A 26,270-nucleotide genomic window follows, 5' to 3' on the forward strand; every position below is an offset into this window, starting at 1 on the left:
TTTTGTTGTCCATGGAAGTGGACGGGTAGTCTATTTTATTGGAATGTTATTAGAGCTTTGCACAGAACGCACACGATTGACTAAATAAATGCCGACCGAAACAAACAGTAATGCAGCCAGGTTTTTCAGCTCGAAAATCGTTTCGCCTAAGAATAAAGCCGATAATAATGCTCCAAACACAGGGATAAGGAAGTTGTATACAGACACTCTTCCGACCTTGTTATACTTGAGAAGCATATTCCACAAACAAAATGCGACGGATGACAGCAAAGCCAGGTAGATTAAGTTACTGGTGGATTCCAGGGTGAAATGGGTGACCCGACCGCCGAGTGATAGACCTAACAGCGTAAGTACCAGTCCCCCGACGAATAAGCTGACACCTGTGATGATCAGAACATCGATGGTCGCGGTGAGACGTTTTGCGTAAAGGGCTGTAACGGAAAACACAAGTGCTGCTATAATAATGAAGCCTTCGCCTGTAAATGAAAAGGAAAAAGTAAGCAGATCCGTATGAAAGTTTACGATAATAACGCCAACGAATCCGAGCAAGCAGCCAACGATTTTATTTCTGCTTAATTTGTCGTTCTTATAGATGAAATGGGCCAGAACAACACTGAAGAAGGTCGTCGTTGCATTCATAATGGAACCTTTGACACCCGTCGTATTGGCTACGCCAACGTAGAAAAACATATATTGCAAACCGGTTTGCAATATACCTAACATGATAAGGCTTGCCCACTGAGGCCGGGACAATTGAAGCTTCTCTTTTCTAACGATACGAGACAGTAGCAATAGCAGCAAGCCCGCCAGTGTGAATCGATATCCTGCAAATACATACTTGGAAGCAATATCTTCCGGCAGAATGTTAAATGCGATATATCCAAGTTTGATGGACGGGTACGCACTTCCCCATAACAAGCAACAAAGGCTCGCTATGAGCATGACAAAAATGGGATCACTAAATTTACTCGGTTTTTGATTTTCAAGGGTATTTCTCTCTATCACTCTCAATCTTCTCCTCGCATTTCATGCACATATGTATGTACGAATCTACTATCCTCACTGACCATATCACATATCGCTAATATTTGTAATGATAATTAATAAACCGCTCTCCAGGTGGTAAGATTCTTAAGAAGGAGCGGTTCATGAAGCGTCTTTTTATAAGTTTCTATCGAATAAAATGCCAACTTGTTCTGCGACAAAGTGAGGTTTCCGGGGTAACCCATTCGTGAAATAGGATTCCACTATACCAACGAGAGCTGTACCTAAAAACGTAAGGATGACATCTTTCGTTAGTCCTTTATTTTTTCCCTCTGTTATATTCACCTCATCTTCCAGTTCTTCGATGACGAGAGCGAGGAGGCGACTGCGGAAAAAAGGGGCTCCTTTACTCTGTATCATAGCTGAGAAGAATGAATAGTGCATTTCAAAATAATCGAACCAAAGTACATTGCTTTCTATAAAATCCAGATCGGATGCTTCCTTGCATAATCTTCTTAGTTCTTCAATATGTTCTTCAATTAATTTATCCAGCAAGTCGAATTTGTCCGAAAAGTGATGATATATGGTTCTGCGGCCGACATTAGCATGATCTGATATATCTTGCATCGTAATAGTGTCAAAAGATTTTTCGTTCATAAGTCTAATAAAAGCGGATTTGATAGCTTCTTGAGACTTAAGTACTCTTCGATCTGTGATAGAAACGATAGTAATCACCTTTCTTTCCAGAGAGTAATTGCACAGATGTGGTTCCTTTGCGCCATAAGGCACAGATCGGGTTCATTTGATCCTTGCAGTAGCAGTGCAATTATTCTATATTATACACAAATGTGCGATATCGCACGTATGTGTGCAAAATATATTTTAGGTCATCTTAGGAACAGGACGTATTAATCCAAAAGATCATATTGGAGGTAAATAAAATGGCTAAACATGAAGAAGTTCAACATGGAGTTATATTCCCAGTAGGAGAAAAAAACGAAGCATATGCACAATATTTTGTAGGGCAAAGTTATCTTCAATCCTTGGTTGCTGATCACAAAGTGAATGTGGGTGTTGGGAATGTGACGTTTGAACCGGGATGCCGAAATAACTGGCATATTCACCGCGGTGGATTTCAACTATTGTTAGTGACTGGTGGGGAAGGTTGGTACCAGGAAGAAGGGAAACCTGCTCAATTCCTAAAAGCCGGCGACGTTATCGTGACTCATGATGGTGTAAAACACTGGCATGGGGCCGCTAAAGATAGTTGGTTTGAACATATTGCGATTACTGCAGGTACACCAGAGTGGCTGGAACCTGTTACAGATGAAGTTTACGGTAAGTTATAAAATAAAAGCTATGAATTGATTTTATCGAAAAGGTTACTCCTAATTTGTTACATTAAAGGCTATTTAAGTTCAGCGAGATTGCTGATTCTTGTGTTGATCTGGGTGCCATCACTCTGAGTTTTAATCGAGTGATGGCCTCTTTACGTCTACGAAGTATCAATCTCCCTGACAGGTGAAAACCATGATATAGGTGGATTTAGTGAAGATTTATGTATACTTGGAGAAATTTCCAGAATAAAAACGCTTGTCAAATTGAAAATAATATGATAATTTAATGTCTGTAACCGGTTACACATAAGGAGAGCAGCTCATGACAACAATTAAAGACGTAGCTCAACTGGCTGGCGTATCTGTTGCCACCGTATCCAGAGTCATTAATGATAGAGGTTATGTACATGCCGACACGCGCAAGAAAGTGGAAGATGCTGTGAAGGCGCTTAACTTTTCGCCGAATGAAGTGGCTCGCTCATTATATAAACGCAAGTCCAAACTGATTGGCCTGTTGTTGCCGGATATTGCCAACCCTTACTTCCCGCAGTTGGCCCGCGGTGTAGAGGACCGGATGCAGGAGCAGGATTACAGACTGATATTTGGAAATAGTGATGAGGATGAACGAAAGGAGCAGGATTACATCCAGACGTTTATCCAGAACAATGTGGTCGGTGTAATCTCTTCAACGAACTACCCTCATTCTTCAATATATGAAAACCTGAAGATTCCCGTTGTGTTTCTGGATAGAACATCACTGGATCGTCCATCCGTGTATGCGGATGGTAGGGAAGGTGGAAGACTAGCTGCAAGGGAAATTATCAAACGCGGCAGTCGCCGGATCACAGTTATGCAGGGACCGTCACAGATCAGACCAGCTCAGGATCGATTTGAAGGGGCGATTGAAATCATCCGTGATGCTGGGTTAGACTACCGGGTAATCCAGACGACCTCATTTTCAATTAACGAGGCAGGTATATGGGCTGAAGAATTATTCAGGAAGTATGCGGACACAGACGGGGTGATTGCCAGCAATGACATCGCAGCCATGGCCGTACTGCATGAGGCATCACGAGTCGGAAGGAAGGTTCCTGATGACGTACAAGTGATTGGCTTCGATGATATTCCGATGAGCAGCCTGTTATCGCCGGCATTGTCCACCATCCATCAGCCAGCATACGAGATGGGAAGAGAAGCGGCGGGATTACTTATCCAGCTTGTGGAACAAGCTGCAATAGAGAACAAAAACATACAGTTGCCCGTAAGCTTCATCGAACGGGGCACTACGAGAAAGGTGAGATCAGATGGCTAAAATATGTGTAATAGGAAGCAGTTCAATGGATCTGGTTGTTACTTCGTCAAGACGGCCGGGGGCGGGTGAAACCGTTCTTGGAGACAGCTTCAAAACGGTTCCTGGTGGCAAAGGAGCCAATCAGGCTGTTGCCGCTGCACGACTGGGGGCCGAGGTTGCGATGATCGGCCGGGTAGGCGACGATACCTTTGGCAAAGATATTTTAGAGAACTTCAGAACAAATGCTGTAAATACGCAAAATGTGAAACCGGTTACACATTTAGAAAGTGGAACGGCTCATATCATTCTTGCGGAAGGTGATAATAGTATCGTAGTGGTTGAAGCGGCAAATCGCGAAGTCACGCCTGCATATGTCGATGAAGCAGCGGAAGTGATCCGCAATGCAGATATCGTACTGATTCAGCAGGAAATCCCGGAGGAAACTGTTGTTCATGTCAGTGCAATGTGTGCTGAGTTCGGAACACCATTATTACTTAATCCAGCACCAGCGAGAAACTTGCCCCAAGAGGTTATTGATAACGCCGCATATATCACACCGAATGAGCATGAAGCCGAGATTTTGTTTCAGGGTATGAGTCCGGCACAGGCATTGCGCCAATATCCGAACAAACTGTTCATTACGGAGGGCAGTAAAGGGGTTCGTTATTTTGATGGCACAGAGGAAATTCTAGTCCCAACTTATAAGGTGGAGGCGGTCGATAGTACCGGTGCAGGGGATACGTTCAACGCTGCATTTGCAGTTGCTTTGGCTGAAGGCCAACCGTTGCAAGAGAGTATACGATTCGCTAATCGGGCTGCATCGTTGTCAGTCACCAAGTTCGGAGCGCAGGGCGGCATGCCGACGCGTGATGAAGTAGAGGAGAGCTTGTAATGAAAAGAAATGGCATGTTGAATAGTCACATCTCCAAGATTCTGTCTGATCTGGGCCATACGGACATGATTGCGATTGCGGATGCAGGTCTACCCGTACCGGACGGGGTTGTTAAAATCGATCTGGCCCTCAAACTGGGAACACCAAGTTTTCAGGAAGTGGTAGAGCTTATCGCAGAAGATATGGTCATTGAGAAAATTATTGTGGCAGAAGAAATTCGCGAAGGCAATCCTGTAGCTATGCAATTCATCACGGAGAAATTCGGTGAAGAAGCCATCGATGCTTCCGTCAGTCACGAACAATTCAAATTATTAACCCGGCAGGTGAAGGCGGTCATCCGCACAGGTGAAGCGACCCCTTATGCCAATTGCATTTTACAATCGGGAGTCCATTTCGGTTAAAAGGAGGCTGCGTAATGCACATTCAGATGCAAGGCATTCATAAAGCGTTTGGCACCAACCAGGTGCTAAGCGGAGTGGATTTTGAACTAAAAGATGGTGAAGTTCATGCCTTAATGGGGGAGAATGGAGCCGGTAAATCCACTCTGATGAACATTCTGATTGGTCTCCATGAGCGAGATCAGGGAACCATTACGATAGACGGAGAAGAAAACTATTTTGCAAGTCCGAAGGAAGCAGAGAAGTTAGGTATCACTTTTATACATCAGGAGCTAAACGTATGGCCTGAAATGACAGTCCTGGATAATCTCTTTATTGGTAAGGAAATGACATCATCCTTCGGGCTACTTAATACAAGACAGATGAAAGCGCTTGCCAAAGAACAGTTTGAAAAGCTATCCGTTCACATCCCATTGGAACGTCCTGCGGGAGAATGCTCTGTCGGGCAGCAGCAGATGATTGAAATCGCCAAAGCACTTATGACAGATGCCAAGGTTATCATTATGGACGAGCCAACAGCGGCACTCACGGAGCGCGAGATACAGAAACTGTTTGGTGTAATCAGCTCACTGAAGAAGGACGGAGTATCCATCGTGTATATTTCTCACCGCATGGAGGAGATATTCACAATCTGTGACCGGATTACCATTATGCGTGACGGCAGAACGGTAGACACTCAGCCAATTCCACAGACAAGCTTTGATGAAGTGGTACGGAAAATGGTAGGTCGTGAACTTACCGAGCGTTATCCTGTCCGGAATCCTTCTTATGGTGAAGTTGTGCTGGAAGTAAGGAATGCAAGCAGCAAAGGGTTGTTCGAGAATATTAACTTCACCGTGAGAGCGGGAGAAATACTCGGTTTCTCAGGACTTATGGGTTCTGGACGAACCGAGATCATGAGAACCATCTTTGGTTTGGATTCGTTGGATTGCGGTGAAATCTTCATCCGCGGCAAAAAAGTGAACATTCGTAAACCGGCAGATGCAGTGAAACATGGAATCGGGTTTATTACTGAAGACCGCAAGGATGAGGGGCTGGTATTAGACTTTTCTATTCGCGAGAATATGGCGTTGACGAATCTGTTCAGTTTCTCCAACAAAGGTTTCATCTCAGCTTCGAAAGAACAAGACTTCGTAGATACATTGATCAAACGTCTCCAGATCAAAACGCAATCCTCCGAGACGGCGGCAAGGAATCTATCCGGGGGTAACCAGCAGAAGGTGGTTATCGCGAAATGGGTTGGTATCGGTCCAAGCGTACTTATCCTGGATGAACCTACACGCGGAGTGGATGTCGGAGCGAAGCGCGAAATCTATGAATTGATGAATGAACTTACAGACCGTGGGGTTGCAATCATCATGGTATCGTCGGAGCTACCTGAAGTGCTTGGCATGAGCGACCGAATCGCAGTTGTGCATGAAGGACACATCAGTGGCGAGGTTGCAAGGGAAGTAGCAACACAAGAACACATTATGACATTGGCCACAGGGGGACAGTGATATGACAACAATGCAGGAAAACAAAACGGCTAAAAGCGGCTTCCGTTTCTCAAGCGTGATACAAAAATTGGGACCGCTGCTCGGCTTAATCATTCTTATTCTCATCGTATCGGTGTTGAATCCAAGTTTCTTGGAACCGCTTAATATCTTGAATTTATTGCGTCAAGTCTCGATTAATGCGCTGATTGCCTTCGGTATGACGTTTGTTATCCTGACGGGTGGAATTGATCTGTCCGTTGGATCGATCCTGGCTTTATCCAGTGCTTTTGTAGCAAACATGATGTTGTCCGGTCTGGATCCAATCTTGTCCATCATTATCGGTGTAGCACTCGGTGGTGTCATGGGTATGGTGAACGGATTGATGATTACCAAAGGCAGAATGGCTCCGTTTATCGCTACATTGGCAACCATGACAATATTCAGAGGATTAACGTTGGTGTACACCAATGGTAATCCAATTACAGGACTCGGGGATAACCTGTTGTTCCAACTGTTCGGCCGTGGATACCTGCTGGGCATTCCGGTACCTGCAATCACGATGCTGATTACCTTCATGATTCTATGGATTATTTTGCATAAAACGGCTTTTGGCCGCAAAACGTACGCTATCGGTGGTAATGAGAAAGCTTCTATTATCTCGGGTATCAAAGTTAATCGCGTGAAAATTATGATCTACTCCCTCACAGGGATGCTCGCTGCTCTGGCAGGTGCAATCTTGACATCTCGCTTGAATTCAGCGCAACCAACGGCCGGTACATCCTATGAGCTGGATGCAATCGCAGCAGTTGTATTGGGTGGTACAAGTCTTGCTGGAGGACGTGGACGAATCGTCGGTACCCTGATCGGTGTTCTGATTATCGGCGTACTGAATAATGGATTGAACTTGCTCGAAGTAAACTCATTCTACCAAATGGTTGTAAAAGGTATCGTCATTGCCATTGCTGTCCTGCTGGACCGCAAGAAAACAGCATAAGGAGAGAATATATATGAAAAAGTGGACGTTAACACTCGTAAGTATGCTGATGATCATTGTTCTGGCCGGGTGCTCTCTGGAGCCACCGGAATGGGCCAAACCTGACCCTTCCAAAAGTAACGGACAGAAGAAAATAGGTTTGTCGATATCTACCCTAAACAATCCATTCTTTGTATCACTGAAGGATGGAGTCATGGCTGAAGCCAAAAAACAGGGAGTGCAGGTCATTGTGGTTGATGCACAGAATGATTCGGCCAAACAAACCAATGATGTGGATGATCTCATTCAGCAAGGCGTCAGTGCACTTCTGATTAATCCTGCTGACTCTGCGGCGATCTCCACAGCGGTTCAATCGGCCAATAGTGTGGGCATTCCCGTGATCACGCTGGATCGCTCCGCAGACAAAGGCGAAGTGGCAGCATTAGTAGCATCGGATAATGTTAAGGGTGGACGCATGGCAGCGGAATACTTCGTGGAACAACTCGGTGAAGGAGCCAAAGTCATTGAACTTGAGGGTGTGCCTGGCGCTTCTGCAACAAGAGAACGGGGTAAAGGCTTCCACGAAGTGGCTGACAAGCAACTCGATGTGGTTTCCAAACAATCTGCTGATTTTGATCGGTCCAAAGGATTGAATGTCATGGAGAACTTGCTACAAGGTAATCCTGACGTGCAGGCAGTATTTGCCCATAATGATGAGATGGCACTTGGTGCGATTGAAGCGATTCAAAGCTCAGGTAAAGACATTCCGGTCATCGGATTCGACGGCAATGATGATGCAATCAAATCCATTAAAGATGGGAAATTGACGGCAACAGTCGCTCAGCAGCCTGTACTGATTGGCCAACTGGCGCTGCAAGCAGCTCTGGATGTGCTCAGTGGCAAGCAGGTGGAGCCATCGATTCCGGCTGAATTGAAGCTGGTAACTAAGGAAAATGTGAACGAGTAAATCATCATAAAACATGTTTCTTCGTTATGGACATGAACATAGAATTAAACCAAGCCGCTAATTTAGCGGCTTTTTTATATTTTAAAATTGTGAGGGTATCGGTTTAATTAGATTATTGGCTTTTAAAAGCTCACGAAAGGTGGCCCAATTGAATTGTAGGCTCTTTTGAAGTTTTGGACTGCTCCAAAAGAGTCCTTTTGGATATGTATAACCAATCCATTTGTTGGTACACTTGCATGACGTTCTACACATTCAATACATAAGGAGGAGCAATCTCAATTAACCCACATTCCTAGGCGGAATAGAAAGATGGTGGCTGATATGAAACATCTAGTAGAAGAAAATCTTCAAGCTGTAAGACAGCAAATGGCATTGGCCTGCCAGGCTTCAGGTCGCAACATAGAGGACATCAAGTTGTTGCTCGCGACCAAAACGGTACCGCTTGAGAAACTAGAGATAGCTATTCAATCAGGTGAAGTTCTATTCGGAGAAAACAAAGCTCAGGAACTTCGGGACAAATTTCCACTTATGCAGCAACACGAACAGGTGGAATGGCATTTTATCGGACATCTGCAAACGAATAAAGTAAAGGACGTTGTCAAATATGTAACGCTCATCCATTCTGTAGATCGTCTGAAACTGGGTCAGGCGTTACATAACCAGCTTCTCAAAGAGAATAAGACTTTAGATATTCTTGTGCAAATTAATACGTCCTACGAAGAAAGTAAATTTGGTGCCTCTCCAGAAACAGCCGCCGAGCTTGTAGAGCAGTTAACTCAATTCGAAACGTTAAACGTGAAAGGCTTAATGACCATTGGAAAACTGAATGCGACGAACGAAGAAACACGGCATTGTTTTCGTTTGTTAAACCGTATTCGCACTCAGATTAAAGAGAAAAACATCCCACGTGTTGAAATGGATATTCTGTCGATGGGCATGTCCGGTGATTTCAAAGTCGCCATTGAAGAAGGAGCTACAGTGATCCGTGTAGGAACAAGTGTATTTGGCCCACGATATTTACCGGACGAGTATTACTGGAATGAAAACACACGCATCGATGATTAGGTGAGAGGAAGTGTTAAATATGAAGACAGCAACCCCTTCGTTACGTGGTTGTGATTTGATATCGCCGGTCATAGCCGCTTTAATATCCGTAATTGTTAATTACGGGGGTACATTTATTCTTGTGTTTCAAGCTGCAAAAGTGGCTGGTTTAAGCCCGGAAATGACCACTTCCTGGATTTGGTCCATCTCGATTGGGGTAGGAGTAACGGGAATCTGGCTCAGTTATCGATACAAGGAACCGATTATTACAGCCTGGTCTACACCGGGTGTGGCGTTTCTCGTTTCAGCATTAGCGGTAACCCCTTATCCAGAAGCAATTGGCGCTTACATGATTTCGGCAGTCGGATTTATTATTTTGGGTTGGTCAGGCATGTTTGAACGTTTCGTTCGAATTATTCCCCCAGGCATCGCCTCCGGATTGTTAGCAGGTATTTTGCTACAGTTTGGAATATCGGCCTTTGGAGGGGCGAAGGTAGATCCTTTGCTTGTGATTGTACTGTTTGCAGGCTATATCGTGCTAAGAAGGTTTACTTCCCGTTACGCCATTGTTGGCATATTGGCAATCGGTTTGCTTTATTTGATATGCATGGGAAAAACAGACTTCAGTACGATCCAATTGGCGGTCGCATCGCCTGTATTTGTTGTTCCAGCATTTTCGTTAAATGCTTTACTTGGCGTTGCGCTACCGCTGTTCATTATTACTTTGACAGGGCAATATATGCCCGGAATGCTTGTTCTGCGTAATGATGGATTCAAGACAAGTGCCAATCCCATTTTGGCTGTAACAGGTTTGGGTTCGCTTCTTGCAGCTCCATTCGGATCACATGCCTTTAACGTGGCAGCTATTACAGCAGCGATTTGTACAGGGAAAGATGCACATGAGGATTCTACAAAGCGGTATATTGCAGGAATTGCTTGTGGTGTTTTTTATATTTTTGTCGGCATTTTTGGCGTAACATTAGCTGCACTGTTTTTAATTCTTCCTGCTACCTTTATTGCAACATTAGCGGGATTGGCCTTACTTGGAACCATTGGTGGCAGTCTTGCCAATGCATTAACGGACCTTAAGGGACGTGAAACTGCATTGATTACGTTTTTGGCGACAGCAGCGAATGTGACTTTACTTGGCGTTGGTGGTGCATTTTGGGGACTGTTTGCAGGAATGATGGCACATCTACTGATGAATATTAAATTTCCCAAAAAACACGTTGGATTGAATAGATAACTATAATTCTGAGAGGAAGATGTTCATGAAACATTTGGAGAAGCAAGATAAAGTAGTAGAAAGTGCTGTCCAGCAAGAGCTTGCACGGCAGCGGAATACGATTGAACTGATTGCATCAGAGAATTTTGTGAGTCAAGCTGTGATGGAAGCAACGGGTACGGTGTTCACCAATAAATACGCGGAGGGCTATCCGGGCAGAAGGTATTATGGTGGGTGTGAGCACGTTGATACGGTCGAAGAGATTGCCAATTGCCGCCTTAAAGCGCTTTTTGGAGCTGAACATGCTAATGTGCAGCCTCACTCCGGTGCTCAGGCAAACATGGCTGTTTATTTTGCCTCGGTGGAGATCGGTGACACAATCCTTGGCATGAATTTATCCCATGGTGGTCATTTAACACACGGAAGTCCTGTTAATTTTTCAGGGAGATTGTACAATTTTGTTCCATACGGTGTCGATGCACAAACGGGCCTTATTGACTTTGACGAAGTACGTAAACTTGCTCATAAGTATCGTCCACGCATGATCGTTGCAGGTGGAAGTGCATACACGCGGACCATTGAGTTTGAATTATTTGCCCAGATTGCCTCCGAAGTGGGAGCGCTTTTCTTTGTAGATATGGCTCATATAGCAGGAATTGTTGCCGCAGGTTTGCATCCTAACCCGGTACCACATGCACATTTTGTTTCAACTACCACACATAAGACCTTACGAGGACCACGAGGGGGAGCTATTTTGTGCCGGGAGGCGTGGGCACAGTCGATCGACAAAGCTGTATTCCCGGCAATTCAGGGTGGTCCATTCATGCACGTCATAGCGGGGAAAGCGGTGGCATTCGGTGAGGCATTACAACCCGATTTCACCTCATATATGGAGAGTGTTCTGGATAACGCCAAAGTATTGGCAGAAACATTAATTAATGAAGGACTCTCCCTTGTATCAGGGGGAACAGATAATCATATGGTGTTGGTTGACTTACGAACCATCGACCTTACAGGCAAAGAAGCCGAAGCCATACTTGATGAAGCAGGAATCACGGCAAATAAAAATGCAATCCCCCACGATACGGCAAGCCCATTGGTCACGAGCGGTATTCGATTTGGGACTCCCGCTATGACGTCCAGAGGACTTGGAGCCAGGGAAATGAAAGAAATCGGTCAGCTTATAGGGCTTGCTTTCAAAAATCCAAAGAGTTCGAAGGTGAAAAATCAGATATTAGGAAGTGTACGCGAAATCACTTCGCAATTCCCTCTATATGAAGACCTTAAATAGTAACAGCAGACATATCTGTAGCCTGCAATTGTTCCTGATGGATAACAATTGCAGGCTCTTATTTTTGCTTGCTTACATTGAAATTTACTTTTTGAACAGAAGATATACACCATAAGTGAAGTTTAAGACACGCCCTAGTAGGCTATCCCTACACGAGACTGTACATACTCATCAGATGTTAATTGCTGATAGGCAAACTCCGCAGTATCGATAACAGATATAGAAGTTCCGCCGTCAGGCAAATAGTCACGCTCAACCCGGTACTTACCTAGAGATTCTCCATCATATAAGTAGGTAGGGCACACGATGGTCCATTCTAACTTTGAAGCTTTGAGAATGTTGTACATCTCCAGATGTTCTTCAGCTGCCCGCGTGGACTTGCGTCTGGACTCGGGCGTTTGAAAACGAAGCAAGCCAGGATCCGTTCGACTTTCCAATATTCCTGCTGTACCAATGGTAATGATTCTTTTGATACGCTCCTGAGCCATAGCCTCAACAATATGTCCCATGGATTGCGTTAATGTAGTCGTTCCATCGGTACTTAAGGAACTAACAACGAGATTCACACCTTGTATGGCGTGAAGAATATCCTCTCTAACTAACGCGTTTCCTTGATACATAACGAGATTGTCATCGCTGATTTGTAGCTTTTCCGGGCTTCTAACCAGTGCAGTTACATGATGATTGGACCGTAGGGCAAGAGAGACGAAATGACTTCCAACCCGTCCGGTAGCTCCTAATACTAAAATTTTCATCAAAAAACATCCTTTCAAATCCGATTGGAGGGCATGTTCTCCATCATAGTACAATCTTTGCAAGACGATCTATGCCTTCCTCAATCTGATCCTCATCCACTTTTGCAAAACCTAATATCCATCCTTTTCGATGACTCTCCAGGCAATATCTACTAAGCGGATACACGCGCACACCTTGATCAAGGGCAGCATTCGTCAGCGCTTCTTCGTCAAATGACGTTTCAGATTCTAGAAGCATATGTAATCCCGTTTCTACACCACTTAATGTAAATCGTGAGCCTAGCCCAGAGGCAACAATGGCTTTTGTCATGACTTCGTGTCTGCGTCGATATATGTTCCGAACTCTTCTCATATGGCGCATAAAATGACCACGCTCAATAAAATGAGTTAGCGTTAATTGTTCCATAATCGGCAGATGACGATAGGTTAATTCATGAACTTGGGTAAGGCGATCGATGGCTATTTTGGGTCCGATGATAGCGGATAGTCGAATGCCAGGTGCAACCATTTTGGAGAAACTCATCATATACAGCGTATTCTGAGGCTGCTGACTGAATATAGTGGGGAGCGGATCTCCACGGTACCTAAATTCGCTATCGTAATCATCCTCAACAATCCAATATCGATGATGAGCTGCCATGTGCATTAATTGTTGCCTGCGTGGCTCCGACATAATAACGCCGACTGCGCATTGATGAGAAGGTGTGACAAATACGAGTTTCGTCTGTGGGTGAATACGATCTACACACAATCCATACTCATCGACTGGAACAGAGTCGACTTGCATCCGGCGGTAGTTCATCGCCATCCAAGCGGCAGGGAAACCGGGATCTTCTACGGAGACTCTGTCTCCCTCACGTAAGAGTGCCTGGGCAATTAAATCAATGCTATGTTGTGCACCTGATGTTAACAAGATTTGATCAACATCGATATGAATGCCTCGTTCAAGTGACAGATAACGCTGAATCTGCTCTCTTAACGCCAGTAACCCTCTGGCATCACCATAAGCCCAAAGATCCAGATTGGATTCAGTGGAAACTTGTAAAAAAGATTGCCTCCAGGCTTTAGTGAAACTTTCATCCAGATAAGGCTCGTGGGGATTAAAATCAATTTCTATTTTGCGATTGTCTCTATTGCCAAACCAACGATGCAGATGACCAATCGATTCGGTTAGTGCAGGCAGTTCGGGAGGAAGCGGCCCTTGATTCGTGGTTTCTTCTGATGAACGCGGTGCGTATGCCCAATCACTAACCCTTGTCCCTGCCCGACGGGAAGTTACCGTATACCCTCGGCTAAATAATTCCTCGTACACAATCTGTATGGTTGAGCGTGAAACACCAATTAATTGAGCAAGTTCACGTGATGGGAGCAGCAATTCCCCTGGTTGCCATTTTCCGGTTGTAATATGTTGAATCGCTTGATCCAGAAGTTGCTGCCAGATCGGGCGATGGTCATTCCGATTAACTTTTAGCATGGATTCAACTCCAGTGTGGGGGCGTTATGGATTGCATTTACTTATGTATTTATGGACGTTATTGGCACTCCATTGATTGATATATTATCATGGAAAAAGTTTTTTTGTAAACAAAACAAAGCAGTACTAAAGGGCTCTTTATCATGTGTTCAATCTATTTTGGGCGGTCCTGCTTGGTTCATACTCGATTCATATTCAATCCACAGACAGTTCATCTTCTTCGGTTACACTGCTGAAGTACTACCACAGAGATCCCTAATCCATAGACTAGACAGGAGAAGATGAGATTGACACGAAGGAAACGAACTTCTATCGCCGCTATAACCTTGGTGCTTGCGATGATGTCCCCAATGTCTGCCATGGCCACACCGGCTACCAGTAACGGTAGTAGCCCTACGTATGATGTAACTAAAAAGGCAGCAAGTGCTAAGGCGAAGATACTTACCGAATCATACGCTACGACAAGTGTGCAGTACGCACTGATGGATCAAGGTGAGATTGTAATTTCCGGTCAGGCAGGCAAAAATGATCTGCAAAACAACATTCCGCTTTCATCTGAAACAATGTATGGCATTGGTTCAACTAGCAAAATGGTGCTCACAACCGCCGTAATGAAGCTCGTGGACCAAGGCAAAATCGATCTTGATGAGCCTGTCGCGAAGTATATTCCGGACTTTAAAATGAAAGACAAACGTTACCAGCTGATTACACCACGTATGCTCCTGAATCATTCATCCGGACTTCTCGGAACGTCAAGTAACAGTGCAATCCTGTTTGGAGATCATGATACCTACGCACATGATACGTTACTGGAACAATTGGGAACGCAACATCTGAAGGCCGATCCTGGCGCATACTCGGTGTATAGTAATGATGGTTTTACATTAGCTGAAATTCTGGTTGAGCGCGTCAGCGGCATGAGCTTCACCACTTTCATGCACCGTTACATAACGGAACCACTTGGGATGGATCATACTAAAACACCGCAGGATATTGTGGACCTTAGCCAGATGGCAGCAACGTATTCCCCGTCACAAGAGGAGAAACTTCCATTAGAGACTACAAATATGATTGCTTCAGGAGGCATTTATTCCACCGCAGAAGACCTGGTTCAATTCTCGAAAATCTTTACAGGTGAGGTTGAATCTGTTCTTTCACAGGAATCTGTAGAGGCCATGGAGCAAGAAGAATACAAAAGAGGCATGTGGCCGGAAGAAGGAGATTCGTCCATTGGATATGGCTTAGGGTGGGACAGCGTGAACCTGTTTCCTTTTAATGATTATGGCATCCAGGCAGTAAGCAAAGGCGGCAATACGATAACCTATCATTCTTCATTGATTGTGTTACCGGAATATAATATGGCTGCTGCCGTAACCTCTTCGGGTGGTCACAGCTCAACGGATCAATTGCTGGCAACTGAACTGTTGCTTGGTGCGCTTGAGGAAAAGAATATTATTCCAGAGCGTAAGCCGGAGAAGTCACATGGCGCATCGGTAAAAACAACCATGCCGAAGGAACTTACACAGCATACGGGTACGTATGGCGGTGGTGCAAACATGTTAATGAACTTGACCGTGCAGGATGGCGGACAAATGACGATATCTTATCTGTCGTCTCCTAACAGCCCTAATCAGACATATACTTACAATGCTGATGGCTCATTCATTAATGATGAGGGTACGGAAAAGCTTAAATTCGTTCAGGAAGTCAACGGAAACACATACTTGTGGTCTCGCTCGTATCAGTCTGTTCCCGGACTCGGACAAGTTGCTTCCTCGGAATATAAGGCAGAAAAGCTTGAAACTAATGAATTGTCTGCAGAAGTAAAGGCCGCATGGCAGAAACGGGAAGGCAAAGCGTATGTGTTGGTCAATGAAAAATACACATCAACATTGTACAACGCAGCTATGCCGAGCATTCCCATTCATACTTTTAATGAGCTGCCTGGTTATATCTATACCAATAAAATTATTGGAGCTAACCAAGCCGTAAACCAATTGCAAATTCCTGGAGTAGCCGGACGTGACACGATGGAGTTCAATTTCTATGAGGAAAATGGCGTGGAATACGTTACTGCCGGAGGCAATGTCTACGCTGCTCAAGAAATCATAAAACCGATCTATGCGGGAAGATATTCGAAGACAACAATTCAAGCGAATGGTCATGCTACATGGTACTCAATTCCGGCATCGGCCGCAGGTAAAGAAATGACGGTCAAGATGTCTTCAAACAGCGCATTTGCTGTATATGACCAAGCAGGTGTAGGTATTAATCATACAGTGGTCAGTGGAAAAAATGAAATTGTATTGCCTGAGAACGGAACCATTGTGTTCGCGGGTGAAGCTGGTTCGAAGTTCGAGATTGTATTGACAACCAGAGAAAATTAATAGATGATAAAAAACTGTACAACAAAAAGTCGCGGAAATCGCGGCTTTTTTGAGTTTTAAATTTTAAATAATAGGATTTAAAGTAAATGTACCTTTTTATGAGATCCACAATGTAATATTGGGTTTCGCATAGCTAACCTAGAGGGTAAGTATTAAGAGGGCTTTTACTGGTTGGAAAAAAATGACGGAGGAAAATGTTGCAAGTGGAAAGGCAAAGCATTGATTGTTAATATACAGTAAATAATAACAATCAAATGTGCAGAAGATCGACAAGAAGCATAACAGTAATACCGATTCCAAAGAAAATAATGATTATTCGGACAACACCGAGACGGGGAGGACACATGAAAACAACGAAGATCTCATTTTTTATACTTTCACTGATGCTGCTCCTGGTGAGCGGTCTATCAGGATGGGCGGGGGAAGCCGCTGCAACATCCAATTCCAGTAAAACTTATGTTATTGGAACTGATGTCACATTTGCTCCATTCGAATATGAAGATGAGAATGGTGATTTTGTAGGTATCGATATGGATTTGCTGGATGCCATCGCCAAAGACCAAAATTTCAAGTATCAAATCAAAGCTCTGGGTTTTAATGCAGCTGTGCAGGCACTTGAAGCCAATCAGGTTGATGGTGTCATTGCAGGGATGAGTATTACGGATGAAAGAAAAGCAAAATTTGATTTTTCCGATACTTATTTTGAATCAGGTGTCGTTATGGGGGTAAGTGCCAACAATGACACAATCAAGAGTTATGAAGACCTTCGTGGACAAAAGGTAGCTGTAAAAACCGGAACAGAAGGGTATAGTTTTGCAGAGTCCATTGCTTCAGAGTATGGATTTACGATCGTTCCGTTTGATGAGTCCTACCAAATGTATGAAGATGTAAAAACCGGTAATTCCGTAGCCTGCTTTGAAGATTATCCTGTGCTGGCTTATGGGGTCAATCAGAAAAACGGCTTGAAAATTGTTACTGACAAAGAAGAAGGGGCTCCTTATGGATTTGCAGTAAGCAAAGGGAAAAACCAGGAGCTTCTGGAGATGTTTAATACAGGTCTCGCCAATATCAAAGCTAATGGTGAATATAAGCGCATTACCGAGAAATATCTTGGTGAGAACGCTCCGACTGTTGCTAATCAGAGTCGTTGGGAGCTCATTCAGAAATCTCTTCCTGCACTTTTTAAAGGTCTGGGAAACACACTTATATACACAATTGTGTCCCTGTTCTTCGCGTTTATCATCGGTCTGATTTTCGGATTTATGAAAGTGGGACAGAACAAATTCCTTCGTGGTGTTGCCACCGTATTTGTGGATATCTTCCGCGGCATTCCGTTGATTGTCCTGGCATTCTTTATCTATTTCGGGATTCCACAGGCGATGGGTTTCACGATGCCATTGTTCCTGGCGGCTATTCTGACACTTAGTCTGAATGCAGGGGCGTATGTAACCGAAATTATCCGAGGCGGGATTCAATCGATTGATCGTGGTCAGATGGAAGCTGCCCGTTCATTGGGACTTCCTTATCGCAAAGCAATGATTAAGATTGTCATTCCGCAGGCAGTGCGGGTTATGATTCCGTCCTTCATTAACCAGATGGTTATCACGCTGAAGGATACGTCAATCTTATCCGTTATTGGTCTCGTAGAGTTGACACAATCGGGTAAAATTGTAATTGCAAGAACGTTCTCCTCTTTTGACATTTGGTTAACGGTTGCTGTTATGTATTTGATTGTTATCATCACACTGACCAAAATTGCTGATTATCTGGAGGTGAAGGTTCGTCGTGGCTAAAATTAAAGTTGAAGGTTTGAAAAAAAGTTTCGGCACAAATCAGGTTCTTAAGGGAATTGATGTGGCTGTCAGCGAAGGTGAAGTGGTCTGTGTCATCGGGCCTTCCGGCTCAGGAAAAAGTACCTTCTTGCGCTGCATCAACCAATTGGAAGATATCACAGCTGGTCGAGTTATCGTGGATGATCAGGATCTCAATGATCCTAAAACCAACATTAATAAAGCGCGTGAAAATATCGGAATGGTATTTCAACATTTTAACTTATTCCCTCATTTTAACGTCTTGAAAAATATAACGTTTGCGCCAAGAGAATTAGGGGTTTTAAACGCAGAAGAGGCTCGAAAAACGGGCCTTAGCCTACTCGATCGTGTCGGGTTGTCTGATAAAGCGGATAGTTTCCCCAGTCAACTCTCGGGTGGGCAAAAACAACGGGTTGCTATCGCTCGTGCGCTTGCCATGAACCCGGATGTGATGTTATTTGATGAACCGACTTCGGCGCTTGATCCAGAGATGGTAGGCGAAGTTCTGGGGGTAATGAAAGATCTTGCGAGCGAGGGCATGACGATGATCATTGTTACTCATGAGATGGGTTTTGCACGTGAAGTAGCTGATCGCGTCATCTTCATGGACGGTGGTTATATTGTCGAGCAGGGTACCCCTGAACAGATATTTGGAAGTCCGAAGAATGAACGGACGATCAGCTTTTTGGAAAAGGTACTCTAGAACTGATCAAGACTATACAGTTATCACATTGAAAGTCGCTAGTTTTAGCGGCTTTTTTTGTTATATTTATGAGGTGATTTAATTTAATATATATTTGAATACCAAATCAAGCAAGAAAGTGAGGTCTGTACTCCATGGAAAACGTATCACATGAAGAACAACTTGAATCTATCAAAGCCTTTCAATCAACCATCCGCAAATCGGAAAATGCCTTAGTGAATATGACTCAGAATAGTAATAACACAACATTGCTACAGAAACGTCTCCAAGCTTTTTACATTGGTCTAGCACTGTTGGATAAACACTGGAATCAAAAAGCTCATTCATACACGAAGGAAGATATAGCAGAAGCCCGTCTTGTCTTGATTGGATTGTTTCCATCCCTTGAGAGCATGTATGCCAAGTCCAAAGAAGGTAGCCCTCAAAAGACTCTTCTGGAAAGAAGAATAAAAGCATTTCATCTGGCCGTTCAAGCCATGGATAACCCCCATGACTATCGAATAGAGACTGATCATGGGCGGAAAAACGTATAATTCTGATTACCCCAAAAATGGGAAATAAAAGATATATGATCATATTTCCTTCGAGTCCGCTAAGTTAGCGGCTTTTTTTGTGCACTCAAGTAGTAGTGGAAAAACACCTTGACAATAAAAAATTCTTTAGTTAACATTGATCAATGACAGTGGTTACTGACATCCAGGAAGGAGGGATATGACATGTCCATCAGCAGTAATCTTAGCAGTAAAGAAAAATTAATGTTGACGGCCATCGATTTAATTTCAAAAAAAGGCTATAAAAGTGTGACGACACAGGAAATAGCCACAACAGCCGGACTAAGTGAGAAAACCTTGTTTCGTCTCTTTAAAACTAAACAAAACTTGTTAGAGACTGCCTTTGACCAATATCATTATGCAGAAGAGATGACAAGGATCTTCAATGAAAAACTCGTATGGGATCTGTATACAGATTTGTTGCTGATCAGCAAGACATATCATAATATCATGAACCGTAACCGCAAATTGTTTATGATTAGCCTGAAGGAAGTAGAGCATCTACCCGGTTATAGAGAGAGAACGGTAAAGCATCCTCAACAACTTTTGGAGATTCTAACCAATTACTTTAATATCATGTTTGATAAAGGAAAGTTGGTTCAAATCAATCCTGAACTGCAAGCTTTTTCATTCATGTCATTGAATTATGGCGTATTCATAAATAATCTCGAAGAAGATGTGCTTTTTCCAGGGCTCTCATTGGAAGGCATCATTACAGAGAGTGTATGGACGTTTACTAGGGCATTAACTCCCTAGTTTTTTTAAGGTTTTTAATGACAGTAAGTACTGACAGTCAATTTATATTCAAAAGAATTGAGGAGAGTATGATGAACACCAATAAAGAAGCGTTATTGCTCCGTGTTCTTGTTTTCACACTGATCATATCAGTCATGAATGGAATGATGTTTAATGTTGTATTACCTGTGATTGGCAAAGAGTTCCAACTTACTGCTTCTCAAGCGAGTTGGATCGTTACAGGGTATTTGATTGTATATGCGATTGGTACAGTTACTTACGGAAAACTTACCGATAAATACAGCATAAAGGGTCTAATTTCATTTGGTCTTTGGATATTGGCAGCAGGCTCTCTTCTGGGGATTGTGGCTACAGAGTATTGGATGGTTATTGTTGCACGGATCGTACAAGCTGCTGGTGCAGCGGTCATACCTGCATTGGCCATGATTATTCCCGTTCGATACTTCGCACCGGAGAAACGCGGTCAAGCGTTGGGTACCTCCGCCATTGGTATTGCTCTTGGAAATGCTCTTGCTCCGATCGTAGCCGGATTTGTATCGAGTGCTTTAAGTTGGCAATTTCTATTTGTAATCCCATTGCTTTCTCTTGCTGCACTACCTTTTTATCGAAAATACCTGGATGATGAAAGAGGCGGCAGTGAAAAAATGGATTATTTGGGCGGAGCGTTATTAGCAGGAACGGTTGCTACACTTTTGCTCGCATTAACCCAATCTAATCCATGGTTCCTATTAATCGGGATGGTCTTATTAATACTGTTCATCATGCGCATTCGTTATGCGGAAGTGCCTTTTGTGAAACCCGCTGTTTTTCAAAACAAAGCCTATTCAGCTGGAATGGGAATTGCATTCCTTCTGATCGCAATTAGTCCTGCTATTCCATTTACTACGCCACAATTGCTCTCGGAAGTACATGGTCTATCCCCAGCATTGACAGGTGTCATTATGCTACCTTCTGCGCTCGTAGCTGCACTTCTCGGGCGTAGAGGTGGAAGGCTTGCGGATGAAAAAGGGAATCCTTTTCTACTATATACGGCATCTTCACTACTTGTTGTTGGTTTTATAAGCTTATCGTTAGTTGTAGGTGCTACACCTGTCTTGATTTCCTTTTTTCTTGTTTTTGGTGTTCTGGGTCAGTCTTATATGCAAATTGCAGTCTCAAATACCATTGCTCAGACGCTTCCCAAAGAGCAAATTGGAATCGGGATGGGGTTGCTATCCATGTTTAACTTCATTGCAGTGTCTGTGTCTACTGCTGCCCTAGGAAAGGTGCTTGACGGGGGAAAAACCACGCTTCAACTGAACCCTTTGATTCAAGATAAGACAGCTTTTGTGTACAGTAATATTTTTATTGTGCTCGCTTTGTTTGTTATTGCGATGACCATGCTATATATGCTGCAATTTGGGCGTAAGTCCAAAACTGTTCATCATTCGAGTGCATCTTAACGATGAACTTGAAATGAGAGAGAGGCCTGTCTAATGAACGACAGACCTCTCTTTTTCTTTTGCAAGCTTAAGAAAAACGATAGAGACGCACACCATGCGCAGGTACAGTCGTAACTAAGGAATTCTCCGTAAATTCAGCTGTTTCTCTGCTCCACAATTCGGTACCTTTCGTTAAGCCCGAAAGGCCGATTTCCTCAATATCGAGCTCCACAGGAAGAGGTTTCTCTCCTGTGTTAAATACGGCTACGTAAGAGGAACCATCCGTATGCTGGGCAGTCCATACAATAAGATCTTCTTTGCGTAAGGCTTCTTTGGCTCCGTAACTCTCGCGATGCATTCGCAGAACCTCACGATTGGTTAACAGGGACAATGTCCAGTCATCGTTATCTCGCAGTTCACCACCAAAAATGAGCGGGGAACGGAAGATACTCCACAGCGACATCATTGTTAACTGCTCGTCAGGCGTGAACCGAGTCCAGCGATCCGCTCCACCACCGTCAACAGAACGGATACCGATATGACCCAAAGGCAACATATCACAGTCTGGCCAGCAGCCTGCTTGGGGAACACCTTGCCACGTCCGGCAGCGATCGAACATATCCAACAATAGAGGCCAAAGGTCCCAGAAATCGTCCGTGACACGCCACATGTTCGCATGTTCGGCTAAAAATTCCGAGTATTCCACCGGAGCAGGCCCAGGAGAGAGACTTAGTACCATGGGTCGCCCGGAGCGCTCAATCGCTTTGGATATCATCTCGATCTCGGGCTGATGAGTATCATAGAGCCTGGAAGCGGCAATATCATCTACCTTGACCAAGTCAACGCCCCATTGTGCATATAGTTCAAAGAGTGAATCGTAATAAGCCTGTGCGCCTTCTTTTGAGCTATCGACACCATACATATCCGTATTCCACGGACAGATGGAGTTCGGATGAGCAATATCGCGTGCAGTGGCGGTGGTGCCCAGGATCGAAGTCCCGGCATGTGCAGCTTGACGTGGAATACCCCGCATGATGTGAATGCCAAATTGCAACCCCAGACTATGAACGTAGTCGGCTAACGGCTTAAATCCCTGTCCACCCGCAGCGGAGGGAAACCGATTCTCAGCAGGCATAAGCCTTGAATATTCATCCATGATTAGTGGAACGAACGGACGATATTGCGAAGAATTGGCCAAAGGCTCGTACCATTGAATGTCGACCGTAATATAACTCCAGCCGAAGTCTTTAAGATGTTCTGCCATGTACTCGGCGTTGCCACGAATTTCGTCTTCCGTAACGGCCGCGCCGTAACAATCCCAACTGTTCCAGCCAAGCGGTGGAGTGGATGCTGCAAGCGTATGATTCATGGGAATACTCCTCTACTGATTAATTATTGCTCTCACTAAATTCATCATAATAAAGGATTTTATTAATATCTACAGTAATGTTGAGTGTCGAATAGCAAAATATTGCGGTTAGTCGAAGAACAATTTGCGGTATACAAGGCTTTCACCGCCGCTACGAAATTCACCTGGTGTAACTCCGGTTATACTGCGAAAAGCTTTGATAAAATAACTTCCACTGGAATAGCCAACTTGTTCGGCGATGACTTCAATGCTAAAAGTGGTTCCGCGCAGCAGTTCCAATGCTTTCTCGGTACGTACACGGGTCAGATAAGCACCTGGAGTCAAGCCTGTACTGGAGGAAAAGCGACGTATAAAGTGATATTTGGAAAGGGAAACATGCTCGGCAAGGTGATCGATGCTGATCATCTTGGAGTAGTTGTTTTCTATGTATTCAACGGCTATTTGAATGTTTTCAGACCAATTCTCCCTGTTGTGCAATGTTGTTTTCTGTAATCGAGTCAATTCTGTCATGAACTGATATACGCTGGATGATGCGATCAGAGGATCAGTGATTCTGCCTGCCGCCGCATCAGTCACGATCATCCGCAACAGTCGGATGGGTGTACAGTCAGCGGGAAGATAGGGAACTTCTCCCGCTTCCCGAAGGAATTTTCGCCAATGGGGCAGAATAAGAGTGGGCCTGAACAGCAGGAACAGAAACTCCCAAGGTTCTTTTGATGCTGAATCATAGTAATAGCGATGTGCTCCTGGAATTTCCGCCAAAAAAGCTTGTCCTGCGGAAACATGATGAATGCGATTATTCGACTCAAATACACCTTCACCCGAGATTGTATATTGGAATAACAGGAGAGGCCCGTCCGAACGTTCGAGTCCATCCCAATGATAAGAAGGATCGGTTATTGAATCACATCCAGCCGCATACAGTACACACAGTTGGAGCTCCTTGTCTTCGGCGAATCGAAACCCATAGGTACCTCTAGGGATATTCATGTCAGTTCTCCTTGTTGCCCTGAATTTTTACTGCGCTCCGCGAATGAAAATATCCACTAGTCTCTGACCTAATGAAAAATTGGAACCATATTTACGCAGGTTATCTTCCCGATTACCCATTAGCATCATGGTCGAGAAGGTTTCTGCCAGGAAAAACGGATCGTCCGTCCGTAGTCTGTTTGCATCCATTGCCCGTTGAAAATGAGTGGCTAACACTTCGTGAATATGATGCTCCGCTTCACGTATGTCCTGAATTTGGGCATGGTCAAGAAAAGGCTCAGCTTCTCGAAGCATCGTTACAATCTCTGCATGTGGATTGGCCAGTCTGGCCTCTGCCAAACGCACAAGCCCCGACTCCAGATTCTCGGCTTGATCGAGCATATGCGATGTTAACCGGCTCACATTCTGAAGCATCGTTGTAAACGCGACTTTAAACAGCTCTGGTTTGCTAGTGAAATGATAATAAATGGTTGGTTTGGACACGTTACATGCTTTGCCAATTTGCTGAAGTGTGACTGTTTCGTAGCCATACTCCATGAATAGCTTTGAAGCTGTATGAATAATGGTTTGCTGAATTGAGATATCGTCGTCGCCATGTTTGGGTCTTCCTGGCAAACGTTTGTATGATTTTTCTGTCATTAGATTTCCCTCCATGAATATTTTATGACAAATAACGATAGTTAGCAAAATCACCTTGTAATTATACTTACCGGTAAGTATAATTTATGGAGAGTTAAAAAAGAGAACACATTATCCTCATAACAAGGTGGTTTTAGGATTGAAAACAGCACAACGTACAAACAAATGGAAGAAGATAATCATATGGACAATCTTGTCCATCGTTATCATCGTAGCCGGAGCTTTCGTATATCTTAATTCGGTTACGTATAGTCCTTCTGAACGAGCTGAAGCGGCAATGACAAGTGATGCACAGGTTAATGTCACCAAGATTAAGGACGGTTACCGGTTTGAACCCGTGGGTGTAGAGGTAACTGAACCGAATATTATTTTTTATCCGGGCGGTCTAGTTGAACCTGAAAGTTATTCTCCACTTGCCAGAGAAATGGCAGAACAGGGACACCGGGTATATATCGCGAACATGCCAATAAACTTGGCGATTTTCGGTCAAAACAAGGCTAATTCCTTTATCGAGGAACATCCCGATGAAGCATTTGTAATTGGCGGCCATTCATTGGGAGGATCATTTGCATCTCGATATGCTGCTGAGCACAATGAGAAGTTGGAAGGCGTCTTTTTCTTGGCTTCCTATGCAGATGAAGGTGGGAGCTTGAAGAATACGGACTTGTCTATCTTACAGATTACAGGCTCGGACGACGGAGTACTTAACTGGGAAGACTGGGAGAACTCCAAAGCAAATATTCCGGAAAAAACGACATATGTAAGTATTGAGGGTGGAAATCACGGTCAATTTGGCTCATATGGCATGCAAAAAGGAGACAATCAGCCTGCTATTACGGAAGAAGAGCAGTTGGAAGAGGTTGTCGTAGCATTGCGGAACTGGATGGATAAATTAAAATAATATAATCAACTATGTGCTGAACGGTAATGATTCGTGGTACGATTAAAGTCGCTATTTTAGCGGCTTTTTTTGTTGAAGGATACGGCTGTGCCTCAGTGGGACAGGGTTAACTGCTTTTATTGATTGAATTTCAATTCAATGATAGGCTTATACACGGAAGACAGCAAGAGCAAGAACATCAAAAGGAGAAAAGATTATGTTTTACAGAAAATTTGCTTACACGTTAGTGATCATCCTCGCTGCATTATTGTTCTCCGGTTGTACATCAGAGTCTGTGCTTGATATCGGATCACCTCAAGTTTCGGAGGATATGGGATTTGATGAGGTTGCCAATTATATCTCGGAGTATAAAGAGCTCCCACCCAACTATATCACCAAGAAAGAGGCCAGTGATCTGGGATGGGAACCAAGTGAAGGGAATTTACGTGAAGTGGCTCCAGGTAAAAGCATTGGCGGCGACGTGTTCAGAAACCGGGAAGGACTGCTCCCCAACAAAAAAGGCCGGATATGGTATGAAGCCGATATAAATTACTCAGGAGGACGGCGCGGAAGCGACCGAATTCTATATTCGAATGACGGTCTAATCTATAAGACGACAGATCATTACAAGTCATTTGAACAGTTAAAATAAAT

At 44.0% G+C, this 26,270-nt stretch carries 25 protein-coding genes; 18 read left to right on the plus strand and 7 right to left on the minus strand.

All coding sequences use genetic code 11. The features are described from left to right. Nucleotides 1-30: 30 nt before the first annotated feature. Nucleotides 31-1,005, minus strand: coding sequence for a DMT family transporter (locus NKT06_RS14515; RefSeq protein WP_253435541.1), 975 nt, complete (start codon nt 1,003-1,005; stop codon nt 31-33). Between the two features lie 156 nt (nt 1,006-1,161). After that, nucleotides 1,162-1,719, minus strand: coding sequence for a TetR/AcrR family transcriptional regulator (locus tag NKT06_RS14520; RefSeq protein WP_367399859.1), 558 nt, complete (start codon nt 1,717-1,719; stop codon nt 1,162-1,164). Nucleotides 1,720-1,925: 206 nt separating this feature from the next. On the opposite strand from NKT06_RS14520, the gene NKT06_RS14525 reads away from it, so the two are divergent. From NKT06_RS14525 to NKT06_RS14570, 10 genes are all read left to right on the plus strand, one after another. Beyond that, a complete protein-coding gene (locus NKT06_RS14525) occupies nt 1,926-2,333 on the plus strand; it encodes a cupin domain-containing protein (protein ID WP_253435543.1) in 408 nt (135 codons plus the stop codon). Between the two features lie 310 nt (nt 2,334-2,643). Beyond that, the gene (locus tag NKT06_RS14530) at nt 2,644-3,633 is read left to right on the plus strand and encodes a LacI family DNA-binding transcriptional regulator (RefSeq protein WP_253435545.1); all 990 of its coding nucleotides are present in this window, start codon (nt 2,644-2,646) and stop codon (nt 3,631-3,633) included. Continuing rightward, complete coding sequence (gene rbsK, locus NKT06_RS14535; protein ID WP_253435547.1) at nt 3,626-4,504, plus strand: ribokinase; 879 nt, start codon at nt 3,626-3,628, stop codon at nt 4,502-4,504. Before NKT06_RS14530 ends, rbsK begins: the two co-directional genes overlap by 8 nt. Next, on the plus strand, nt 4,504-4,905 hold the full coding sequence (rbsD, locus tag NKT06_RS14540; protein ID WP_253435549.1) for a D-ribose pyranase: 402 nt from the start codon (nt 4,504-4,506) through the stop codon (nt 4,903-4,905). The genes rbsK and rbsD overlap by 1 nt, the downstream gene beginning before the upstream one ends. Before the next feature lie 14 nt (nt 4,906-4,919). Then, nucleotides 4,920-6,401 carry a sugar ABC transporter ATP-binding protein gene (locus NKT06_RS14545; protein WP_253435551.1) on the plus strand — a complete coding sequence of 494 codons (1,482 nt, stop codon included), beginning with the start codon at nt 4,920-4,922 and terminating at the stop codon, nt 6,399-6,401. A 10-nt stretch (nt 6,402-6,411) separates the two neighbouring features. Continuing rightward, the gene (locus NKT06_RS14550) at nt 6,412-7,374 is read left to right on the plus strand and encodes an ABC transporter permease subunit (protein ID WP_445252824.1); all 963 of its coding nucleotides are present in this window, start codon (nt 6,412-6,414) and stop codon (nt 7,372-7,374) included. Between the two features lie 13 nt (nt 7,375-7,387). Further along, nucleotides 7,388-8,320, plus strand: coding sequence for a ribose ABC transporter substrate-binding protein RbsB (gene rbsB, locus NKT06_RS14555; protein WP_253435556.1), 933 nt, complete (start codon nt 7,388-7,390; stop codon nt 8,318-8,320). Between the two features lie 321 nt (nt 8,321-8,641). Beyond that, nucleotides 8,642-9,385 (plus strand): YggS family pyridoxal phosphate-dependent enzyme, encoded by a 744-nt coding sequence (locus NKT06_RS14560; RefSeq protein ID WP_253435559.1) that lies wholly within the window; start codon nt 8,642-8,644, stop codon nt 9,383-9,385. A gap of 19 nt (nt 9,386-9,404) precedes the next feature. After that, a complete protein-coding gene (locus NKT06_RS14565) occupies nt 9,405-10,610 on the plus strand; it encodes a benzoate/H(+) symporter BenE family transporter (protein ID WP_253435562.1) in 1,206 nt (401 codons plus the stop codon). Between the two features lie 25 nt (nt 10,611-10,635). Further along, the gene (locus tag NKT06_RS14570) at nt 10,636-11,880 is read left to right on the plus strand and encodes a serine hydroxymethyltransferase (RefSeq protein ID WP_253435566.1); all 1,245 of its coding nucleotides are present in this window, start codon (nt 10,636-10,638) and stop codon (nt 11,878-11,880) included. A gap of 134 nt (nt 11,881-12,014) precedes the next feature. Here NKT06_RS14570 and NKT06_RS14575 read toward each other — a convergent pair whose 3' ends face one another. Together NKT06_RS14575 and pdxR are read right to left on the minus strand one after the other, a co-directional pair. Further along, on the minus strand, nt 12,015-12,635 hold the full coding sequence (locus NKT06_RS14575) for an NAD(P)-dependent oxidoreductase (protein WP_253435569.1): 621 nt from the start codon (nt 12,633-12,635) through the stop codon (nt 12,015-12,017). Between the two features lie 43 nt (nt 12,636-12,678). After that, nucleotides 12,679-14,109: a MocR-like pyridoxine biosynthesis transcription factor PdxR gene (gene pdxR, locus NKT06_RS14580; protein WP_253435572.1), complete on the minus strand. Its 1,431-nt coding sequence runs from the start codon at nt 14,107-14,109 to the stop codon at nt 12,679-12,681. Between the two features lie 281 nt (nt 14,110-14,390). Between pdxR and NKT06_RS14585 the strand changes: the two genes are divergently transcribed. The 6 genes from NKT06_RS14585 to NKT06_RS14610 all read left to right on the plus strand — a co-directional run bounded on the left by NKT06_RS14585 (nt 14,391) and on the right by NKT06_RS14610 (nt 21,759). Continuing rightward, a complete protein-coding gene (locus NKT06_RS14585; protein ID WP_253435575.1) occupies nt 14,391-16,496 on the plus strand; it encodes a serine hydrolase domain-containing protein in 2,106 nt (701 codons plus the stop codon). Between the two features lie 344 nt (nt 16,497-16,840). Next, entirely contained in the window at nt 16,841-18,289 is a 1,449-nt protein-coding gene (locus NKT06_RS14590; protein WP_253435578.1) for an amino acid ABC transporter substrate-binding protein/permease, read from the plus strand. Continuing rightward, nucleotides 18,282-19,010, plus strand: coding sequence for an amino acid ABC transporter ATP-binding protein (locus tag NKT06_RS14595; RefSeq protein WP_253435581.1), 729 nt, complete (start codon nt 18,282-18,284; stop codon nt 19,008-19,010). Before NKT06_RS14590 ends, NKT06_RS14595 begins: the two co-directional genes overlap by 8 nt. Nucleotides 19,011-19,144: 134 nt before the next feature. Then, nucleotides 19,145-19,543 carry a hypothetical protein gene (locus NKT06_RS14600; RefSeq protein WP_253435584.1) on the plus strand — a complete coding sequence of 133 codons (399 nt, stop codon included), beginning with the start codon at nt 19,145-19,147 and terminating at the stop codon, nt 19,541-19,543. Between the two features lie 183 nt (nt 19,544-19,726). Next, the gene (locus NKT06_RS14605; protein WP_253435587.1) at nt 19,727-20,317 is read left to right on the plus strand and encodes a TetR/AcrR family transcriptional regulator; all 591 of its coding nucleotides are present in this window, start codon (nt 19,727-19,729) and stop codon (nt 20,315-20,317) included. A 68-nt stretch (nt 20,318-20,385) separates the two neighbouring features. Continuing rightward, a complete protein-coding gene (locus NKT06_RS14610) occupies nt 20,386-21,759 on the plus strand; it encodes an MFS transporter (RefSeq protein ID WP_483311573.1) in 1,374 nt (457 codons plus the stop codon). Between the two features lie 67 nt (nt 21,760-21,826). On the opposite strand, the gene NKT06_RS14615 is transcribed toward NKT06_RS14610, so the two are convergent. From NKT06_RS14615 to NKT06_RS14625, 3 genes are all read right to left on the minus strand, one after another. Beyond that, nucleotides 21,827-23,107, minus strand: a complete 1,281-nt coding sequence (locus NKT06_RS14615) for a glycoside hydrolase family 27 protein (protein WP_253435590.1) — start codon at nt 23,105-23,107, stop codon at nt 21,827-21,829. 108 nt (nt 23,108-23,215) lie between these two features. After that, on the minus strand, nt 23,216-24,097 hold the full coding sequence (locus NKT06_RS14620) for an AraC family transcriptional regulator (RefSeq protein WP_253435594.1): 882 nt from the start codon (nt 24,095-24,097) through the stop codon (nt 23,216-23,218). Nucleotides 24,098-24,124: 27 nt separating this feature from the next. Continuing rightward, entirely contained in the window at nt 24,125-24,736 is a 612-nt protein-coding gene (locus NKT06_RS14625) for a TetR/AcrR family transcriptional regulator (RefSeq protein ID WP_253435597.1), read from the minus strand. A 139-nt stretch (nt 24,737-24,875) separates the two neighbouring features. Between NKT06_RS14625 and NKT06_RS14630 the strand changes: the two genes are divergently transcribed. Both NKT06_RS14630 and NKT06_RS14635 read left to right on the plus strand, forming a co-directional pair. Continuing rightward, entirely contained in the window at nt 24,876-25,637 is a 762-nt protein-coding gene (locus tag NKT06_RS14630) for an alpha/beta hydrolase (protein ID WP_253435600.1), read from the plus strand. Nucleotides 25,638-25,833: 196 nt separating this feature from the next. Further along, nucleotides 25,834-26,268, plus strand: coding sequence for a ribonuclease domain-containing protein (locus NKT06_RS14635; protein ID WP_253435603.1), 435 nt, complete (start codon nt 25,834-25,836; stop codon nt 26,266-26,268). Nucleotides 26,269-26,270: the final 2 nt, after the last annotated feature.

The organism is Paenibacillus sp. 1781tsa1, from assembly GCF_024159265.1.
GTDB lineage: Bacteria > Bacillota > Bacilli > Paenibacillales > Paenibacillaceae > Paenibacillus.

Bases quoted from the DNA above. Each gene is read 5' to 3' on its own strand.
- NKT06_RS14525 (WP_253435543.1), top strand. From the start codon at position 1,926: ATGGCTAAACATGAAGAAGTTCAACATGGAGTTATATTCCCAGTAGGA.
- NKT06_RS14530 (WP_253435545.1), top strand. From the start codon at position 2,644: ATGACAACAATTAAAGACGTAGCTCAACTGGCTGGCGTATCTGTTGCC.
- rbsK (WP_253435547.1), top strand. From the start codon at position 3,626: ATGGCTAAAATATGTGTAATAGGAAGCAGTTCAATGGATCTGGTTGTT.
- rbsD (WP_253435549.1), top strand. From the start codon at position 4,504: ATGAAAAGAAATGGCATGTTGAATAGTCACATCTCCAAGATTCTGTCT.
- NKT06_RS14545 (WP_253435551.1), top strand. From the start codon at position 4,920: ATGCACATTCAGATGCAAGGCATTCATAAAGCGTTTGGCACCAACCAG.
- NKT06_RS14550 (WP_445252824.1), top strand. From the start codon at position 6,412: ATGCAGGAAAACAAAACGGCTAAAAGCGGCTTCCGTTTCTCAAGCGTG.
- rbsB (WP_253435556.1), top strand. From the start codon at position 7,388: ATGAAAAAGTGGACGTTAACACTCGTAAGTATGCTGATGATCATTGTT.
- NKT06_RS14560 (WP_253435559.1), top strand. From the start codon at position 8,642: ATGAAACATCTAGTAGAAGAAAATCTTCAAGCTGTAAGACAGCAAATG.
- NKT06_RS14565 (WP_253435562.1), top strand. From the start codon at position 9,405: ATGAAGACAGCAACCCCTTCGTTACGTGGTTGTGATTTGATATCGCCG.
- NKT06_RS14570 (WP_253435566.1), top strand. From the start codon at position 10,636: ATGAAACATTTGGAGAAGCAAGATAAAGTAGTAGAAAGTGCTGTCCAG.
- NKT06_RS14575 (WP_253435569.1), bottom strand. From the start codon at position 12,635: ATGAAAATTTTAGTATTAGGAGCTACCGGACGGGTTGGAAGTCATTTC.
- pdxR (WP_253435572.1), bottom strand. From the start codon at position 14,109: ATGCTAAAAGTTAATCGGAATGACCATCGCCCGATCTGGCAGCAACTT.
- NKT06_RS14585 (WP_253435575.1), top strand. From the start codon at position 14,391: ATGAGATTGACACGAAGGAAACGAACTTCTATCGCCGCTATAACCTTG.
- NKT06_RS14590 (WP_253435578.1), top strand. From the start codon at position 16,841: ATGAAAACAACGAAGATCTCATTTTTTATACTTTCACTGATGCTGCTC.
- NKT06_RS14600 (WP_253435584.1), top strand. From the start codon at position 19,145: ATGGAAAACGTATCACATGAAGAACAACTTGAATCTATCAAAGCCTTT.
- NKT06_RS14605 (WP_253435587.1), top strand. From the start codon at position 19,727: ATGTCCATCAGCAGTAATCTTAGCAGTAAAGAAAAATTAATGTTGACG.
- NKT06_RS14610 (WP_483311573.1), top strand. From the start codon at position 20,386: ATGATGAACACCAATAAAGAAGCGTTATTGCTCCGTGTTCTTGTTTTC.
- NKT06_RS14615 (WP_253435590.1), bottom strand. From the start codon at position 23,107: ATGAATCATACGCTTGCAGCATCCACTCCACCGCTTGGCTGGAACAGT.
- NKT06_RS14620 (WP_253435594.1), bottom strand. From the start codon at position 24,097: ATGAATATCCCTAGAGGTACCTATGGGTTTCGATTCGCCGAAGACAAG.
- NKT06_RS14625 (WP_253435597.1), bottom strand. From the start codon at position 24,736: ATGACAGAAAAATCATACAAACGTTTGCCAGGAAGACCCAAACATGGC.
- NKT06_RS14635 (WP_253435603.1), top strand. From the start codon at position 25,834: ATGTTTTACAGAAAATTTGCTTACACGTTAGTGATCATCCTCGCTGCA.